Origin of the sequence: Psychrobacter sp. T6-5 (assembly GCF_052258485.2) — a bacterium.
Taxonomy (GTDB): Bacteria; Pseudomonadota; Gammaproteobacteria; order Pseudomonadales; family Moraxellaceae; genus Psychrobacter.
In genome coordinates this window covers 3,018,821-3,036,553 of sequence record NZ_JBQQEY020000001.1, presented here as the reverse complement: position 1 = coordinate 3,036,553, position 17,733 = coordinate 3,018,821, and the positions used below count along the sequence as shown (strand labels likewise).

Genomic DNA, 17,733 nt, shown 5'->3' with positions numbered 1-17,733 from the left:
TGGCTTTTTAGGTCGCCAGTCTATTTTATTACTGGCTTAGCTCTAGCTTAGCGTAAAGCATCATAAGCTGAGTTAGCATAGCTGGCACTATTCACATTATTGCTAGTACCGTAACTGACGTTGCGTAACCCACTGTTAATTGTGCTACTCGTTTGATTGCTGGCATTCATACTGGCGCCAGATAGCCCAGCATCATTCTTATACAAGCTATGATAACGGCTCATGACTCTTTGTACGTAGTTACGGGTTTCTTTAAAAGGAGGAATACCGCCGTATTTATCGACATTGCCTTCACCCGCATTGTAGCCAGCTACGGCATGTTCTACATTGTTATTGAAACGGCGCATGAGCCAAGCGATATATTTGGCTGAGCCTTCAATATTGTCTGCAGGGTTCCAAGGGTTACTCACATTAAAGCGACGAGCCGTCGCTGGCATTAGCTGCATGAGGCCTTGCGCACCGACTGGTGAGCGAGCATTGGGATTAAAAGCGGATTCGGTATGCATCATTGCTTTCATAAGAGCAGGATCTACGCCATTACGTTCAGCAGAGGCACGAATGTAGCTGTCGTAAGCGTTGCGGCTACCACTATTACTAGCGGCACTGCTACCATAGTCATTGCTACTATTACTGCCGTCATACATTTTAGAGTCTTTATAATAAGTGACTTTAACTTTTTTAGTGAATTTATCAAAATTGCCACTAGGATTGACGTTGGTCAGTAGTACTTGTCCACCTTTGTCTTTATAGATATACATATTGCCAGCGTTGGCAGCAGTAGAAAAAGTAGAGAGGGCAATCGCACTTAATAAAATAGGAGACAAACAGCGAGTAATCAAAGTAGCAGTATTTATCATAGTGTTATCACTTTTTATCGAATAATAGCAAATTGTTTTGCCTATAGACGCGTCATTTCACGCGCTTAAGCGGTCATCGGGGTTGCAGGATTTTATAGCTCGTCATCGATATAGCGACCTAGCAAATACCACGTCTAACAAGAACCACTTGCAATAGATACAAAAAATAATAGTTGCTTACTATAACATATAATAACTTTTTGCCGCATCAGATTGACAAAATAAGTTATAAAATCAAATTTTTATCGTTAAACAAACTCAAATAAATCAAAGTACTATGTTTTTAGAGACCATTAACTACCTGTTTATATCGGATGATAGGCAAGCACTTTTTTGATGCATACCTTATTTTAATTCTCTAAAATGCAAAGGTGATGACAACGCTCGGATGAGCCAAGTGTCATGTCAATTAATCTCGTCATTGAGTAAGCAATAAAAATAATGATTGAAAAGATGAAACAGTGCTCAGTCATCTATCAAGGCGGTAAGCAAAATCAGTTTAGATGCCTAAAGCACCGATAAATACAGGTACCCAAACGGCAGTGACTAAACCATTGACTGCCAGTCCAAATGCCGCATATCGTCCTGCTGTATGGCTGATTTGCCAAGCTTCTACTGTACCAAATGCGTGAGCCGCCAGCCCTAGCGCGAGACCTTTAGCCCGATCATCATCGATACCACGAAACAAAAATCGCGCTAAAGTACCACCGATGAGACCTGAAACAATGATAATCAGGTTAGCCATCGCTAAAGGTGCTTTGATTAAGTCTGCGACACTAAGGCCAATGGGAGTAGTCACAGAACGAGTGGCAAAGGCCAGTATGGTGTCGTGACTCAATGAAAATAGATAAGCCAAGGACATGGGTAGTAGGGCACCAATGACACTAGCAATAGCAACGATCAAAGAGAGCTTTTTGACAGGTAGTCCTTTGAAGTTCATTGCTGCTAGTGGTACCGCCAAAAGCACTGTGACATATCCTAATAGATGATCGAATACAGGCTTGGCTGCGCTGTAGTAGTTGTCATAATCCCATTGCAATAAAAATAAGAAGACCAGTACCAAAACGAGCGCGGTAATTACCATCGGCAACCATGACAGCTTACGCGCTAACACACGCGCAATGACGTGTGCCGCCAAGGTTAGGAGTACGGCTGCTAAGGTTGCCATAAATACGCTGTCAAAAGTCATAATATCTCTCCGCAGCTCACGGCTGTTCCTTTTGCTGATTGGTCGTGCCGCTGTCGGCATTGGCATCTTGATTCAACCATCGATTAGCCAGTAGCGCGAGTCCCCACATCGGTATGAGCGTACTTACTATCATTGTGACCATCACGCCCAACAGCTCATCTCCTAACGCAAATAGCAGTAAGCCTGCACCCGCTGAGACGGGCAGAAATGCAAAACCACTATCAACGAGCAGGGTATTACTGGCTTGAGTGAGCCAGTTAGGCAACCCTTTGAGCAATCGCCATATCATCAGGATAACAAACATCGCGACCAAGCCGACAATATTGGCGGCTTTTTCGATACCTGCCAATTGACAAAGAACCACAGCCGACTCTCGGACAACGATAACCATGGTCAACGTTAAAATTAACGAAATCCACAGCGGGAGATGGAAGGAGTGAGTAGGCTTCATAAGCAGTGTGGCCAAGTCAGATATAGGTGATGATTTTATAAAAACGAGTGGGCGATAGCATCCATAATATAACGTGAAAAATAATATTATGAACGCTGATAATAGACAGTAGTGACATTTCAGCTTTTGAGTGGCGAGTATCACCTATCAATATTTGTTGAATGTATAACCGTTGATTATATAGAGAGTAAGCTTACTAATAAAGCTTGTAGACACATCCAAAAAAATAGACGATATCGATTGATACCGTCTATTCTATTTTAACCTACTGTATAAAAGATTGCTGTCTAACAATATGAATCAAACGTTTACTTATCTATTGACGTCAACAATCGTTTTTCAGCAGCGACTATTTTTCAGAATCAGCGGTTTGTGAATTGAGCGCATTGAATTCGTCAAATGCTCTTTCTTCTTCTGCTGTCATCGTCGGCTCTTCAACATCATGCTCGTCAGGCTGCTCAAATTCTTCAAGTACAGGCATCAGCAATGTTGCTTGTGCAAGCGGTAATACATCGGTAGGCTTGAGATTGGCTTGTCCGAGTAGTTGTCTTAGTCTATCGCTTGGCAAGCGAATGGCTAAGCACTCATGACCGCTATCATCATAGCTTTCTTCTTCAATAACACCGAGCTCGTACAAAGTGTTTTTTAACTGTCCTGCATGATAGGGTAGCGTCAAATCAAAAGTGGTTAATGTGCCAGTCAGTAATTGCTGCACGGCTAATGACAACTCTTCTATGCCTAAGTTCTCTCTAGAAGACACATAGACGCGGTTAGGTTGACCTTCGCTAGCATAGCCAATACGTGCAGGCTCATCAGTCAAATCAATCTTATTATAGACATTGAGCACTGGTACATCGTTATCAATCTCAGCAAGTACCTCTTTGACCGCCTGAATTTGCTCATGCATATCTTCACTAGAAGAATCGATGACGTGTAATAATAAGTCCGCCTCTAGCGTCTCTTCTAGCGTTGCATGAAAGGATTCAACCAATTCATGCGGCAAATGACGGACGAAACCTACGGTATCAACCAAGACTACACGTCCTACACCTTGCCAGTCTAAGCGGCGTAGCGTTGGATCGAGTGTCGCAAATAGCTTATCAGCTGCGTAGATGTTTTCATCCACCAAGCGATTGAATAAAGTGGATTTGCCCGCATTGGTATAACCAACCAGTGAGATAGTCGGTACGTCTGATTTTTGGCGACGGGCTCGACCTTGCGCACGAGTCTGTCTGACTTTCTCAATTCTACTTTTAAGCTGCATGACGCGCACTTGTAGCAAACGACGATCGGTCTCAAGCTGGGTTTCGCCGGGTCCACGTAGACCAATACCCCCTTTTTGACGCTCCAAATGCGTCCAACCACGGACCAAACGTGTCGATAAATGGTTCAGCTGAGCCAGCTCGACTTGTAGCTTACCTTCGTAAGTACGAGCACGCTGCGCAAAAATGTCTAAAATCAAACCAGTACGATCCAGTACACGGCACTTCACGAGCGCTTCGATGTTACGCTCTTGTGATGGCGATAAATTATGGTTGAACAATACGATATCTGCATCATGCTCGCGCACCAGTTCTGCAATTTCTTCTGCCTTGCCACTACCAACGAAATATCTGGCATCAGGGCGTGCACGTGAGCCTGTGACCAATGCCAAGCGATCAGCACCTGCTGAATCTGCCAATAGTTCAAACTCGCCTAGATCGTCAGGATCTTGAATTTGGCGAATGTCTAAATGTACAATGATGGCGCGCTCGCCACCTTCATGTCTTTCAAAATAATCCAAAGAGTATCACCTGTTTAATAAAGTAAATATATCGCTATTATCAGTTCAGTATACTTTGATATAGCGTTCATATAATTGTCTATATGTGGTCTTATCACTTGATATTAAAGGGTATGAGCATAATTAGCGATGGTTTTATGTTACAGCGATGACTGAGATTAATGTTTTATAAATCTGCTTTATTGCCCGTTTGTATAAAAGTCAGCACTCACTGAGTGAACACCCTATCACTGAGCGTGTGAACTTTGTTATACTGGGCTCGTTTTTTGACTATTAAACACCCGTTATTTAATCATGAGGGCGAAGATGAGCCAAGCTAAATCAAGCTTTTCACTCGGACAGCAGCTAGGACGCGGCAAGAAAATCGCTGGTATGACCACGACCATGGTCGGCGGTATACGCGCGGCAAAGCGTATCGGTGCATTCAAACAGCCACCGCGCGAAAAACTGCCACGCTATATTCAGACGTTTTGTCGCAAGATGGCAGGCTCATTTGGGGTAAAGGTCGTTGAAGTCGAACCAGTAGAGCAACATCACGGCTTGTGGGTGTCAAACCATGTGTCATGGATGGATATTCCTGTTGTTGGTACCGTGAGCCCAGCGTTCTTTTTATCCAAAGCTGAGATTGGTGAGTGGCCCGTGTTCGGTAAGCTCGCGCATGCGGCAGGTACACTTTTTATTGAGCGCGGTTCCGGTGATGCAGGCTCCGTATCCTCACAAATAGCTGATTTCTTAGCCAAAGGTTTTTCGGTGATTTTCTTCCCTGAGGCGACCACCACTAGTGGTAAAAAAATCAAGCGTATTCATGGGACATTGCTCCAGTCAGCGATAGATGCTGACGTGCCTGTTAGACCCATTGTTATCGCCTATGTTGATAAAGATGGCACGCTCAGTGACGCGCTGCCATATTATGGCAAGATGACGATGAAGGACAGCATGAAAAAAGTGCTCGATAGCAAAGATGTCACCGCATATGTATTGCCACTGGCGCCGCTAGATCCAAAAGGCTGTACCAAAAGCGAGCTGACTAATTTGTTGCAAGCACGCATGCAAGAAGGGTTAGCAGAGTTACATTCACGAGTACTTCGTGTACCCGTTGAAGATTGATTGGCTATATATAGTTAAGCCAGTTTAGTGAATAAAAAGGCGCAAATCGCGAGTTGTATGACTGCGGTTTGCGCCTTTTTTGTGTCTATAATAAATGCGAGTGCATCAATTTATAGATAGCTGATTCAGATCGCACTAAGGGGATGGGTTAGGGTGCTGCGCGTGTACCGCTTCAATCGCTTCCAATACATCTGCTGTTAGCTCCACATTGACACTATCGATGTTCGATTTGAGCTGTTCGGTCGTCGTCGCACCAATGATATTGCTGGTGACAAAGTGACGTGAATTGACAAAAGCCAATGACATTTGCGCCATATCTAACCCAGCATCAGCGGCGATCTTTGCATATTGCTCGGTCGCTGATACCGCTTGCTCATTAGTGTAACGGGCGAAGCGATCATACATCGTCAAGCGTGCGCCAGCTGGGCGCTTGCCATCGAGGTATTTACCAGACAACACGCCAAAACCAAGTGGCGAGTAAGCAAGTAGACCAACGTTTTCGCGATGGGCAATCTCAGCCATACCAACTTCATATAAACGGTTCAGTAGACTATATGGGTTTTGTACCGTGATAGGCGCGATCAAGCCATTTTTGTCCGCTTCCCATAGATAGCGCATGAGACCCCATGCCGTATCGTTTGATAAACCATAAGCACGAATACGACCTTTTTTGATCTCATCATTTAACGCTTGAATGGTCTCTAAAAATGGCGTTAAGTCATCTACTGACTGTGCTGCCATCTCTTCCGTATAACCGCGCTGACCAAAAAAGTTCGCTTGACGTTCAGGCCAATGCAGCTGGTAAATATCGATATAATCGGTTTGTAAGCGCTCAAGGTTGCCATCAATAGCGCTACTGATGTGCTCGGCGTTAAAGCGTGTTTGCCCATCACGCAAAAAATCCATCGGTGATATTTTGCTGGCAAGAATGACTTTGTCACGTTGTTTGGTTTTGTCAAACCAAGTGCCCATAAACCGCTCAGTATCCCCTTGTTTGTCTTTGTCTGGCGGTGATGGGTACATCTCGGCAGTATCCCAAAAGTTCACGCCCTCGGAGAGAGCCATGTCCATTTGTTCATGTGCTTGAGCTTCCGTATTTTGCTGGCCCCATGTCATCGTACCTAGACATATCTTAGATACTTTTTCATCGAGCTGCGGTAGCGTTGTATATTGCATTCGATTGTCCTTTTTAGTTTTTTTATTGTGGATTGTGCGTTTGGGCAACTACATAAGTTGTATACCAGTGACGCCAGGTGGTGTGACCTTAAAGATTTTTACTTTGAACAAGACGTCTTGCCCGGCAAGCGGATGATTGAAGTCCACTTCGACTTGGTCGTCATCAATGGCACTGATCGTACCGGGCAGCGTGTTTTTGCCTTTGTCTTCAAATTCAACCATCATACCGACTTCTGGATTATCAGCGACGAGCGCAAACTGAGGGCGGCTAAAGTGTTGGATGTTTTCAGGATTCCATTCGCCAAATGCTTGCTCTGGCTCAAGATGAGCGGTACGAGTGTCACCGGCGCGTAGGTTCATCAATACTTGCTCAAAACCAGGTAACAAGCTCTCATCACCGATAGTCAAAGATACGGGCGCATCACGACTAAACGTTGAGTCAATGACAGTGCCGTTTTCTAGTGAGACTTCGAAGTGCAGCTTTACAAGGCTACCGTGAGCGATACGCGTGTCTTCGTTTGGATTAATAAATTGAGATTGGGTCATAATGGCTATTTCTTTTATAAATTATAGTTGATACGTTAATATTCGCAGCTGTGTTTTTAGTAGACAAATAGTCTAGCATAGTCACTATATTACATGCTGTTATATCAGAGAGTAGTATAAAAACGTAGATAGGAAAATCCCAAAAACCGACTTAAATTCAATTTTTTCTGTCAAAAGGTAAATTTAAGTTGACTTAAGTTTCTAAAATGTATATAAATGTTTACGCTTCGTTAACAAGCCATTTGTATCTAATTATATTTAATTTAACAATTTTGAGATGACTATGAAAAAAGCTATTTTGGTAATTGGTGTATTTGCATTATTAGCACAAGGTTGTGCGACTCCACATGTCGTACAAACTAAGAAAGTAAGTGATGTTAATTTATCATGCCAACAAATTCTTGGCGAAATTGAAGAAGCTGAACAGTTTGAAAAAGAAGCACGTGCTGAACGTAAAGTGACTGGTAAAAATGTAGCTGCTGCCGTATTATTCTGGCCTGCATTGATCGGCACTTACTCTAATACGGAAGAGGCGATTGAAGCAGCTAAAGAACGCCGTGAAAACTTGAATAAACTTTATGAGCAGAAAAAATGTAGCTAATGTTATGTCAAAAATATAACAAGTAGTAGGATAAAAAAGCTGAGAATATTTTCTCAGCTTTTTTTATGGTAAAAGTAGTCCTTTATAATCGATACTATTAAATCAGCTCTCACCTGAGTACGTTTATGTTATGACTATATTTGTTTTATTTCAAAATTATTATGAGAAGGTAGGTATGGATAATCAGCAACAGGGCACTGTCAAAAAATGGCAGGATGACAAAGGTTTTGGCTTCATTGAAACCGACACGGGCGAATCTGTCTTCTTTCATGTGAGTGAGTTTAGAGCGCAGCGCCGTCCTGATGTTGGCGAGCAAGTCGTTTTTAGTATTGGACAAGACGATCAAGAGCGCAGGCAGGCCAAACAAGTACAAGAACTTGGTTTTGTACAGCAAAAAATGGCACAAAAAAATCAGCAAATCCGTCAGCGTAATCAGAAGCGCAGCCATCAGGCGGAATTTGAAGCAGGACAAAAGAAGCGCTCGTTCCTTGGACTGGCTTTTTATGGTGTCCTAGTTTTATTAGCAGCAACAGATAAACTGAGTTGGCTAGTGGTCGGCTGGTACGTCGTGCTAGGGATTATTACTTATGGTATGTATGCCAAAGATAAAGCTGCTGCCCAGAGTGGCGACTGGCGTACGTCTGAGTCTACATTGCATATACTAAGCGCGCTTGGCGGTTGGGTAGGAGCGTTGCTCGCACAAACGTATCTGCGTCACAAATCACAAAAGCCTGAGTTTCGAGTTACCTATTATTTGACCGTTGTCATTAATATGGCAGGCTTGCTATTTCTATTGGCAGGTGGCGGGCTAGAGACTTTGACTGATTTATTATGATGTTTTCTATAAAAACGATACAGATACCGCAATGATTAGTAGCATCGACGTATATAGAAATCAATAAAATAGAAGACAAAAAAAGGTGGGTTACGACTGCGTAACCCACCTTTTTATTTATAAGTAATAATACTATTTAGAATTATGACCGTGGCATTTCACGCTTCTTTTCCAAAAACAGCATATCGATAACAATCAGTACAACACCGAGAGAAATCGCAATATCTGCGATATTAAAAATCGGATAATGCCAAACATCAGCATAATGCACATGGATAAAGTCAATCACATGACCATGTAACAAACGGTCGATCAAATTACCAAGCGCACCGCCCAATACCATGGCAAGTCCAAGCGAGAGTAGCGTAGCTTTGCGAGGCGCTTTGAGTAAATAGATAATCAAAAACAGCGACATGAGTAATGCCAGCCCTGAAAAGAACCACTTTTGCCAACCGCCAGCATCTGCCAAAAAGCTAAATGCTGCGCCGTAATTATAAGCGAGTGTCCAATTAAGAAATGGCTCGATCACTGGCACTGGATCGTGAAAGGTCAGTTTGGTTTCAGCCAGCCATTTGGTCCATTGATCGATGACAATGATAATCAGCGCCAGCGCATACCACATAAAAGCACGACTGCCATTGGACACCATCTTTGGTGTCCTATTTGTTGACTTGGTCAGTCGACTTCTAGGTGTGGTCGAGCTACCTGTAGTCGCATGAGCAGGCTGAGGCGATTTATCGACTTCAGCTTGCGACGGTTTATTGTGCTGGCTGTCAGATGAGTCTGTTGGGTTAGGCATAATGGCGCACCTCGCCGTCACCACTGACGTTGGTCACGCAGCGACCGCAAATTTCAGGGTGCGCGCTATCTGTGCCAATGTCATCACGGATGTGCCAGCAGCGTACGCACTTAGTACCAGTGGCAGCGCTAACTTGTACCACTAGGTCTAGAGCTTCTTCTGTACTCGTTTCGGTTGCTTCATCTACCTGTACAGTGCTATCAGTAGGTGCTTCGCTCATTGGCTTTAGTTCTGCGTTACTAGTGATGAGTACAAAGCGCAGTTCTTCATCAAGCTTGGCTAGACTTTCATACATGGCACCATCAGCGTATAGGCTCACATCGGCAGACAAGTTGGCATTGATAATTTTTTCGCCACGAGCGGTTTCGATATGCTTGTTTACCATGTCTTTGGCAAACATAATACGCTGCCAGTCATCATTGCTGATGGCACTTAGCTCAAATGCTGGGAACTCGTACCACTCTTGGGTAAACACGTAGCCACCTTTATCAGCCTCACGTTGGTTCAGCACTTCCCAAGCCTCTTGCGCCGTGAATGACAAGATCGGTGTGATCCAACGAATCAGCGCATGAGTGATATGATAGATCGCTGTTTGTGCAGAGCGACGAGGCTGGCCATCCGCCTGCGTGGTGTATTGACGATCTTTGATGATATCTAGATAGAAGCTACCCAAGTCTTGCGAACAAAACGCCGTCACATGCTGAGTGACTTGGTGAAAGTCCATCGCATCATAAGCGCTCATGATTTGTGCTTGTACGGTTTGTGCGCGTTCAATGATAAATTTATCAAGGCTAACCAATTCGTTGACATCGATGCTGTCAGCTGCTGGATCAAAGTCGTCGGTATTGGCAAGCAAGAAACGCAGAGTATTACGGATACGGCGATATTGATCGATCGCCCCTTTAAATGATGCTTTACCAGCGCTCATCTCATAACGATAATCGCTAGACGCAATCCAAAGACGCAGCATGTCGGCGCCCGTTTTGTTGATCTCTTCTTGCGGCGTGATGATATTACCCAATGACTTACTCATCTTACGACCGTTTTCATCGACCACAAAACCATGGGTCAATACTTGCTTAAACGGTGGGCGCTCATACATGGCTTCCGACGTCAGCAGTGACGTCTGGAACCAGCCACGATGCTGATCAGAACCTTCTAAATACATGTCAGCTGGGTTGGTTAATTCATCGCGCTGCTCAAGTACGGCGAAATGCGTTGTGCCTGAGTCAAACCAAACGTCCAATGTGTCCGTTGCTTTGTCATAGTCAGCGGCTTCACTACCTAAGAAGTCTTCACAGCTAGCATCAAACCACGCTTCAACACCGCCCTCATTGATTTTTTGCGCGGCAGTTTCCATCAGCTCAAGCGTGTTTGGATGCAGCTCGCCCGTTTCTTTGTGCGTGAAGAAAGTGATGGGCACGCCCCACGTACGTTGACGTGAGATACACCAATCAGGGCGACCTGTCATCATCGCTTCGATGCGGTTTTGTCCCCACGCTGGCGTCCAATTCACTTTTGGAATATCCGCAAGCGCGCGAGCACGTAAGCCTTTGGTTTCCATATTGATAAACCACTGAGGCGTAGCACGGAAAATAATCGGCGACTTATGACGCCAGCAATGCGGATAGCTGTGCTCAATTTTGGTATGGCTGATTAAGTGGCCATTGTCATTAAGCTCAGCAATGATTTTCGGGTTGGCTTTATAGATATGCTCACCGGCAAATACAGCAGCGCTATCTAAATAAACACCTGTACCGCTTACTGGGTTTTCCACTGGTAAGTTGTATTTTAGACCAACGATATAATCGTCTAGACCATGACCAGGTGCAGTATGCACCAAACCAGTACCACTATCGGTGGTGACGTGATCGCCCAAGATGAGCGGCACTTGACGGTCTTCAATCAGTGGATGCTGCGCGCTCAAGCCTTCAAGCTCGCGGCCTGATACGGTCGCGAGGACGCCATTACTTTCTAGTTTAAGCTCGCTCAGTGCAGTCTCAACAAGATCAGTGGCTAGGAGTAGATTGCCCTTTTCGGTTGCAACCACACTATAGTTATGCTCAGGATGGACTGAGATGGCTTGGTTAGCAGGCAGTGTCCACGGCGTTGTCGTCCAGATAACCGCAGCGATGTTATCTGCGATATCTGCCAATGCGGTCACTTTATCCGTACCGAGCACATCGAAGCTGACATAGATCGCATCAGAGACTTTGTCTTGGTATTCGACTTCAGCTTCTGCTAGGGCAGAGCTACAGTCCAAGCACCAGTTGACTGGCTTCATACCGCGAGTCACATGACCATTGTCATAGATTTTGGCAAGCGCACGTACGATGTTGGCTTCTTGATGGAAGTTCATGGTCAAATAAGGATTGTCCCAATCACCGAACACACCTAGACGCTTAAAGTCTGCCTTTTGCAGTTCAATCTGCGTGCTGGCGTATTCGCGACATAGACCACGGAATTCGGTCGCTGAGACTTTTTTACCGACTTTACCAACCTTGGCTTCGACTTTTTGTTCGATTGGCAAACCATGACAGTCCCAACCAGGGACATAAGGCGCATCAAATCCTGATAGCGTTTTTGATTTGACAATAATGTCTTTTAGTACTTTATTGACTGCGTGACCCAAGTGAATCTGACCGTTAGCGTATGGAGGGCCATCGTGCAAAATATATTTGGTCGCACCAGTACGCGCTTGACGAATTTTACCGTACACGTCATCCGCTTCCCAAGCAGCTAGCCAATCTGGCTCGCGTTTGGCAAGGTTTGCACGCATCGCAAAGGGCGTATCCGCAAGGTTTAGGGTATCTTTATAATCTTGGCTTGGTGTATCAGTACTTTTATCAGTCATAGAAGGTGTCTTTTTAAAAGGTAGGTTTGTGTGTCGGTTAAAACCGGCTACAAGGCTCAGTATTCAATGTATTTCAATATAGTACTGAGGGTTACGCGGTGTTGATAATGCTTAATCACTAATAGTAGGTATATTGCTCATGATAGTCGGTTTATCAACCGTCATATCAATAAATAGCCATTATTGCTCATCAGCCCGTAAATAGTTACGTCAATAATAAATGGTAACGAGACGATTGCAACATAAAATATGCTTGTAAAAACAACGAGAAAAAATATTTAGATCGGCAGCTATTATATGACAAAAAGGATAGGGTAAAAAGGGCTGAGCCGTATCGGGCTTATTTTGTCTAAGGTCGTGCTTTCATCTACATACAAGGCCATCTATTAAATCATATGCTAGTTGTTTATAAGTGTTTATTTATTAGAATATAAGACATCAGTTAATGACTAAAAAACAGAAGATAGCCAAAGTCGCAGCTTTAATGACCAGAGTGGTTGAATGCCTGTCAATCCTTGTGTCATCTCGCCATTCTCTAATACCACATAGGACGGTGTGACTTGTCCTTGCCAATCGGCAAAGATATCGCCTTCTTGGTCATTTATCGCTGTAAAGCTATATTGATGCTCATTGAGATAGCTATCTAACTCTTGGTCGGAGCCTGATTGTACAGCGATAGTGACAACGGGATAATTATCTGCTGCTAGCTTATTTATAGTTGGTGAGGTAAAACTACAGACGGAACACCACGTACCCCAAAAGTATACCAGTATGGGACGCTTATGACTCATCGCTGCTAGGTCGACAGTTTGCCCTTGGTAATCGGTCAGTTGTAGCTGCGGATTAGCAGGCATGACAGGCTGTCGCCACCAATTGACCGCGCTATATATCACGACGAACATCAGAGCGTATAGCGCAACCGTTTTAAATAGCGAAATTATCTTCTGCTTTGGCTGTTTCTTTGATTTTATGTCTTTTTGATCCAGATCAGTCGTCATGGCGTTGGCTTTTTAGTTGAGATATTTTCATTGAGCAAAAATTTAACAGGTATCAGATAAAAATAAAACGGCTGAGATTCAGCCGTTTTATTAATGAAGTTTACTCTTAAGTCATTATATCAAGCGCGTACAACTAACTATGGCTTTTGCGCGCGATTCTGTAATGGATCACCGATAAGCACACTGCCTGAGTTTTCACGGCGTTCTTCGTCACTTAATTTGCTTGCAGGAATTTTGGATTTACGCTTCCATTTTAAGCTAAATAAGTCATCACGGCGGTCAATCAAGTTATGTACTGAGCCTTCGTGACGAACGTGAGTCAGCTTGTCTAAGTTCACATCTGAGAAAAACACCATCTCGGTATTGGCGGTGGTTTCTGCCATGATGGCATCATGTGGGAATGCAAAGTCTGACGGTGAAAAAATCGACGACTGTGCGTACTGAATATCTAAACTTTCGACTTGTGGCAAATTACCTACCGAGCCGCAAATCATTACATAGCATTCGTTCTCAATGGCACGTGCTTGGGCACAGTGACGCACACGCAAATAGCCGTTTTTGGTATCTGTCCAGAAAGGCACGAACAAAATATCCATATCATCAAGTGCTAATAGGCGCGCAAGTTCAGGGAACTCAACGTCATAACAGACCAAGATACCGATACGACCAGCATCAGTGTCAAATACTTTGACCTCGTCACCACCTTCGATGACCCAAGCGCTACGCTCATGCGGCGTGATGTGGATTTTACGTTGCTCGTCAACCGTACCATCACGGCGACACAAGTAGCTGACATTGTACAAGGTATCATCTTCGTCTAATAAAGGCATAGAGCCTGTAATGACATTGACGTTATAACTGACGGCCAAATGCGAAATCTCATTTTTGAACCATTCGGTATAACCTGCCAAAAAGCGAATGGCGATATTTTGATCGGTTTCTTCGCATAAACCCATTAATGGTGCGTTAAAGAACTCTGGTAAACAAGCAAAGTCTGAGTTGTAATCAGCCATGATATCAACGAAAAACTCAACTTGCTGTAGTAGCTCTTCAGGTGACTCAACTTCGCGCATTTGCCACTGAATACCACCAATACGTACCTCAGATTTGCGCGTGTTGGGCTTGTAGTCTTTAGGCTCATAATAGATATTTGACCACTCAAGCAAGGTGGCAAACCCTTTAGATTGTTTGTCATCTGGTAGATAAGCGGTCAAGATACGCTTGACGATGAACCCGTTTGACAACTGAAAAGACAATGCAGAGTCGTGAATTTCGCGGCTCTCAACAGCGTCAATATATTCGCCTGGGCTCAAGTCTTGGTGGTTATGATAGTTAGGAATGCGGCCACCAGCCAAAATAGCGCGGTAGTTTAACTGACGACACAGCTCTTTTCGGGCGTCATAGAGACGACGACCGAGGCGATAGCCACGATATTCAGGATCAATCAGTGCGTCTAGACCATAAATGGCGTCGCCTTCAGGATTGTCTCTAATGATTTCTTTTTGCCCAATCAAATCATCATAAGTATGCGGGTTGGAAAATTTGGCATAATCAACACGCATGGACAGTACAATGCCAATCAATTGATCATGGTCAAACATCGCAATTTGACCTTCAGGAAACGCATCAATCAAGGTATGAATAGTCGTCTTAGACCAAGCACCACCTAGGTTTGCATAGACACGGTCCATCAGTGCTTTTAATTGGGGGTAGTCTTTTTTCTTGATTTCAGCGATTGTAAGGTGAAGGTCATCTAATTTTTCAATTTTGCTCATAATATTCCTGTGTTAAATCTCTACTAAATGTGATGATATTTGATACGACAGTATTAAAGAGGTGAGTGACGTAAGTTTTTGCACAAAAAAGTAATAAAAATATTCCAATACGAGAATATTGCCGTTACAATAATTATTGTCGTGTTTACAATAGGTTATGGTGAGATTCTATCTCATTTCGAATACGAGTTTTGATGTTTATCGCGGTCGAAGCAGTTCTCAATTGATAGAAAGTTAATGTATTAAAAACCGTCATCGTGATCGATATAATGCTAACACTTATTGAGTTACTTAGAAGAGCTGGATAAGCGGTTTCTCATATATTAAGTTAGATTAGCCTTATATTTTCTTGTATCGACCTTATATACTGTCAGCGCCCTTGAGTTTGTTCATTATCATAGCAAGCTGTATGAGTAATAACAGTCTCACGTAGTAAATATTTGCTACGTTTTTGTGAGTCAATATCTTCATTTACTTCAGGCATAGTATCGTTTTGCTTGTCAAATTTAGCCGTATTTGTCCGGCTGTAGGATCGTTTTATTATGCCCTTAACTCGTAGCAATAGAATCAAAAAATGGGATGAAATAGAAGAATCAGCATTGGTTCAGCTGGTCTATGTCAGTACGTTGACCATTGCGTCACGTCTAAACACCTCTATATTTGAGGATGTAGAGGCCCATGCTCGCGATTATAATGAGCAGCATGGTATTACTGGCACACTGTGTTATGGCAATGGTCAGTTTTTGCAGTGCATCGAAGGCGAAAAGAGACATGTATTTGCGCTACAAGAACGTATCTTTGCTGATAGTCGTCACAAAAACATCGAAGTGCTTTTACTACAAGAGATTAATCATCGCAGCTTCTCAGACTGGCGCATGCGTCTGCTGTTTTTGGAGCGCTGGCTATGGTCGCCTGCAACCAAAGAGCAAGCAGCACAGCTTTCACCGTTTTTGCCATTTGCGCCGCACGGCTGGTCACCTGATCGTACTGAGCAATTTTTGCAAATTATCAAAAATTTCGATACCCCGCCACATATCAAAGCAGCGGGCATTACTTACAATGCGCTAGGCAATATGTTCCGTCATATCGCGGCACCGCATCAAGCATTTTTGATTATTCAAGGATTTTTGAGTGTCTTGTTAGTTGTGGCGCTGGTACTGTTATATCTATAAATTATGTTTTTTTAAACGTAAATTTGGGTTTTCCAAATATAAAGTTGCAAACATAAAAAAGACGCTAGCCTTTAGGCTTAGCGTCTTTTTTTGAGATAAATAGTTAGCCTACCAATCACATATCAAAAATCTTGCCACGATTCATAATGTTGTTAGGATCAAATACCTTTTTGACCTCACGCAAGTAATCGATCTCAGTCTCGCTACGGCTATATTGCAGATAAGGCTTCTTCGTCATACCCACCCCATGCTCAGCAGACACCGAACCGCCATACTTCTGCACTGTCTCAAACACGTGTTTATTGACAATTTGACACTCGGCAAAGAAATCATCCTTGCTCATGTTTTCAGGCTTCAAGATATTAAGATGTAGATTACCGTCACCGATATGACCAAACCAGCACACCTCAAAGTCAGGATAGTTACTGCTGACAATCGTATCAATCTCTGCGATAAAGTCGGGTACATGACTGATCAGCACAGATACATCGTTCTTATAAGGGGTAAATACAGAGATGGTCTCTGAGATATACTCACGTAGCTTCCACAGCTCAGCTGCTTGACTCAAGCTTTGGCTCATCACGCCATCAACGACCCAGCCTTCTTCCATACACTGCTCAAAGATGGCCATGGCTTTTTCCATGATCGGCTCGTAGGGCGCTTCAAACTCTAATAAGGTATAAAACTTGGTACGTGACTCAAACGGCTCTTGTACTTGACCATGGGCCATCAGCTTATCAATCGCCACCTCATCAAAGAATTCAAAGGCGGTCAAATCAATCTTCGCTTGAAAGGCAGAGAGGACATTCATAACGTCACTGAAGTTGTCCATACCCAGCACCATGACATTTAGGTCTTGTGGCTGACGCTCAAGTTTGATTTGCGCGTGAGTGACGAGACCAAGCGTACCTTCAGCACCGATAAACAGTTGGCGCAAGTCGTAGCCCGTGGCGTTCTTGACCATACCACGATTGAGATGCAAGATGTCCCCTTTACCCGTAACGACCGTTAAGCCCATAATCCATTGACGGGTCATGCCATAGCGGATGACTTTGATGCCGCCAGCATTGGTACCGATATTGCCACCCATTTGACTAGAGCCTGCAGAAGCAAAGTCGACAGGATAGTAGAGATCTTTTGATTCGGCGAACTGTTGTAGCTGTTCGGTAATGACGCCGGCCTCAATCTCGACGATGCGGTCAGCAGGATAGAACTGGCCAATCTGATTCATTTTATCCATGCTGACGACGATTTCGCCATTGGCGGCAACTGCGCCTGCAGAGAGTCCGGTACGACCACCGCTTGGGGTGAGGACGACGTTATGCTCATTAGCAAGCAGGACAATCGCTTGGACTTGTTCGGTGGTCTTTGGAAAGACGATGGCAGCAGCGGCTGGGGCAAAGTGTTTGGTCCAGTCTTTACCCCAGTGCTCTAAGCTCTCTGCGTCGGTTTTGATTTGGCTAGGGTCAAATTGATGAGTAGCAGTCAGCGTGCTTAGGATCGTTTGCACAGCATTGGTATGGGCTTGGGAGGTGGACTGTTCGGTAGTTAGCGTCATGGTCAAATCTCAATATTAGCGTAAGCACGATG

General features: G+C 44.0%; 15 protein-coding genes. 4 read left to right on the top strand and 11 right to left on the bottom strand.

The window, feature by feature from the left end; all coding sequences use genetic code 11:
• Window positions 1-47: 47 nt before the first annotated feature.
• From ACTXGK_RS27720 to hflX, 4 genes are all read right to left on the bottom strand, one after another.
• Window positions 48-857 (bottom strand): lytic transglycosylase domain-containing protein, encoded by an 810-nt coding sequence (locus tag ACTXGK_RS27720; RefSeq protein WP_443514497.1) that lies wholly within the window; start codon window positions 855-857, stop codon window positions 48-50.
• 499 nt (window positions 858-1,356) lie between these two features.
• On the bottom strand, window positions 1,357-2,046 hold the full coding sequence (locus ACTXGK_RS27715) for an LrgB family protein (RefSeq protein WP_394210276.1): 690 nt from the start codon (window positions 2,044-2,046) through the stop codon (window positions 1,357-1,359).
• Window positions 2,047-2,062: 16 nt separating this feature from the next.
• Window positions 2,063-2,497 carry a CidA/LrgA family protein gene (locus ACTXGK_RS27710; protein ID WP_443514496.1) on the bottom strand — a complete coding sequence of 145 codons (435 nt, stop codon included), beginning with the start codon at window positions 2,495-2,497 and terminating at the stop codon, window positions 2,063-2,065.
• Between the two features lie 349 nt (window positions 2,498-2,846).
• On the bottom strand, window positions 2,847-4,280 hold the full coding sequence (hflX, locus tag ACTXGK_RS27705) for a ribosome rescue GTPase HflX (protein WP_443514495.1): 1,434 nt from the start codon (window positions 4,278-4,280) through the stop codon (window positions 2,847-2,849).
• 306 nt (window positions 4,281-4,586) lie between these two features.
• Between hflX and ACTXGK_RS27700 the strand changes: the two genes are divergently transcribed.
• A complete protein-coding gene (locus tag ACTXGK_RS27700) occupies window positions 4,587-5,387 on the top strand; it encodes a lysophospholipid acyltransferase family protein (protein ID WP_443514494.1) in 801 nt (266 codons plus the stop codon).
• A 135-nt stretch (window positions 5,388-5,522) separates the two neighbouring features.
• Here the strand turns inward: ACTXGK_RS27700 and ACTXGK_RS27695 are convergent, their stop codons facing one another.
• Together ACTXGK_RS27695 and ACTXGK_RS27690 are read right to left on the bottom strand one after the other, a co-directional pair.
• Window positions 5,523-6,563, bottom strand: a complete 1,041-nt coding sequence (locus tag ACTXGK_RS27695; protein ID WP_443514493.1) for an aldo/keto reductase — start codon at window positions 6,561-6,563, stop codon at window positions 5,523-5,525.
• 48 nt (window positions 6,564-6,611) lie between these two features.
• Window positions 6,612-7,109, bottom strand: coding sequence for an FKBP-type peptidyl-prolyl cis-trans isomerase (locus ACTXGK_RS27690; RefSeq protein ID WP_443514492.1), 498 nt, complete (start codon window positions 7,107-7,109; stop codon window positions 6,612-6,614).
• A 283-nt stretch (window positions 7,110-7,392) separates the two neighbouring features.
• On the opposite strand from ACTXGK_RS27690, the gene ACTXGK_RS27685 reads away from it, so the two are divergent.
• A complete protein-coding gene (locus ACTXGK_RS27685) occupies window positions 7,393-7,710 on the top strand; it encodes a hypothetical protein (RefSeq protein ID WP_075107839.1) in 318 nt (105 codons plus the stop codon).
• A gap of 175 nt (window positions 7,711-7,885) precedes the next feature.
• Complete coding sequence (locus ACTXGK_RS27680; RefSeq protein ID WP_443514491.1) at window positions 7,886-8,545, top strand: DUF1294 domain-containing protein; 660 nt, start codon at window positions 7,886-7,888, stop codon at window positions 8,543-8,545.
• A gap of 142 nt (window positions 8,546-8,687) precedes the next feature.
• Here the strand turns inward: ACTXGK_RS27680 and lspA are convergent, their stop codons facing one another.
• From lspA to ACTXGK_RS27660, 4 genes are all read right to left on the bottom strand, one after another.
• Window positions 8,688-9,344: a signal peptidase II gene (gene lspA, locus ACTXGK_RS27675; protein WP_443514490.1), complete on the bottom strand. Its 657-nt coding sequence runs from the start codon at window positions 9,342-9,344 to the stop codon at window positions 8,688-8,690.
• Entirely contained in the window at window positions 9,337-12,198 is a 2,862-nt protein-coding gene (gene ileS, locus ACTXGK_RS27670) for an isoleucine--tRNA ligase (protein WP_443514489.1), read from the bottom strand. Before ileS ends, lspA begins: the two co-directional genes overlap by 8 nt.
• A 449-nt stretch (window positions 12,199-12,647) precedes the next feature.
• Window positions 12,648-13,196 (bottom strand): protein disulfide oxidoreductase, encoded by a 549-nt coding sequence (locus ACTXGK_RS27665; RefSeq protein WP_443514488.1) that lies wholly within the window; start codon window positions 13,194-13,196, stop codon window positions 12,648-12,650.
• Between the two features lie 137 nt (window positions 13,197-13,333).
• On the bottom strand, window positions 13,334-14,971 hold the full coding sequence (locus ACTXGK_RS27660; RefSeq protein WP_371533197.1) for a carbon-nitrogen hydrolase family protein: 1,638 nt from the start codon (window positions 14,969-14,971) through the stop codon (window positions 13,334-13,336).
• A 542-nt stretch (window positions 14,972-15,513) separates the two neighbouring features.
• Between ACTXGK_RS27660 and ACTXGK_RS27655 the strand changes: the two genes are divergently transcribed.
• A complete protein-coding gene (locus ACTXGK_RS27655; RefSeq protein WP_443514487.1) occupies window positions 15,514-16,143 on the top strand; it encodes a BLUF domain-containing protein in 630 nt (209 codons plus the stop codon).
• Between the two features lie 115 nt (window positions 16,144-16,258).
• Here ACTXGK_RS27655 and ACTXGK_RS27650 read toward each other — a convergent pair whose 3' ends face one another.
• Window positions 16,259-17,701: a D-2-hydroxyglutarate dehydrogenase gene (locus ACTXGK_RS27650; RefSeq protein WP_443514486.1), complete on the bottom strand. Its 1,443-nt coding sequence runs from the start codon at window positions 17,699-17,701 to the stop codon at window positions 16,259-16,261.
• Between the last annotated feature and the right edge of the window lie 32 nt (window positions 17,702-17,733).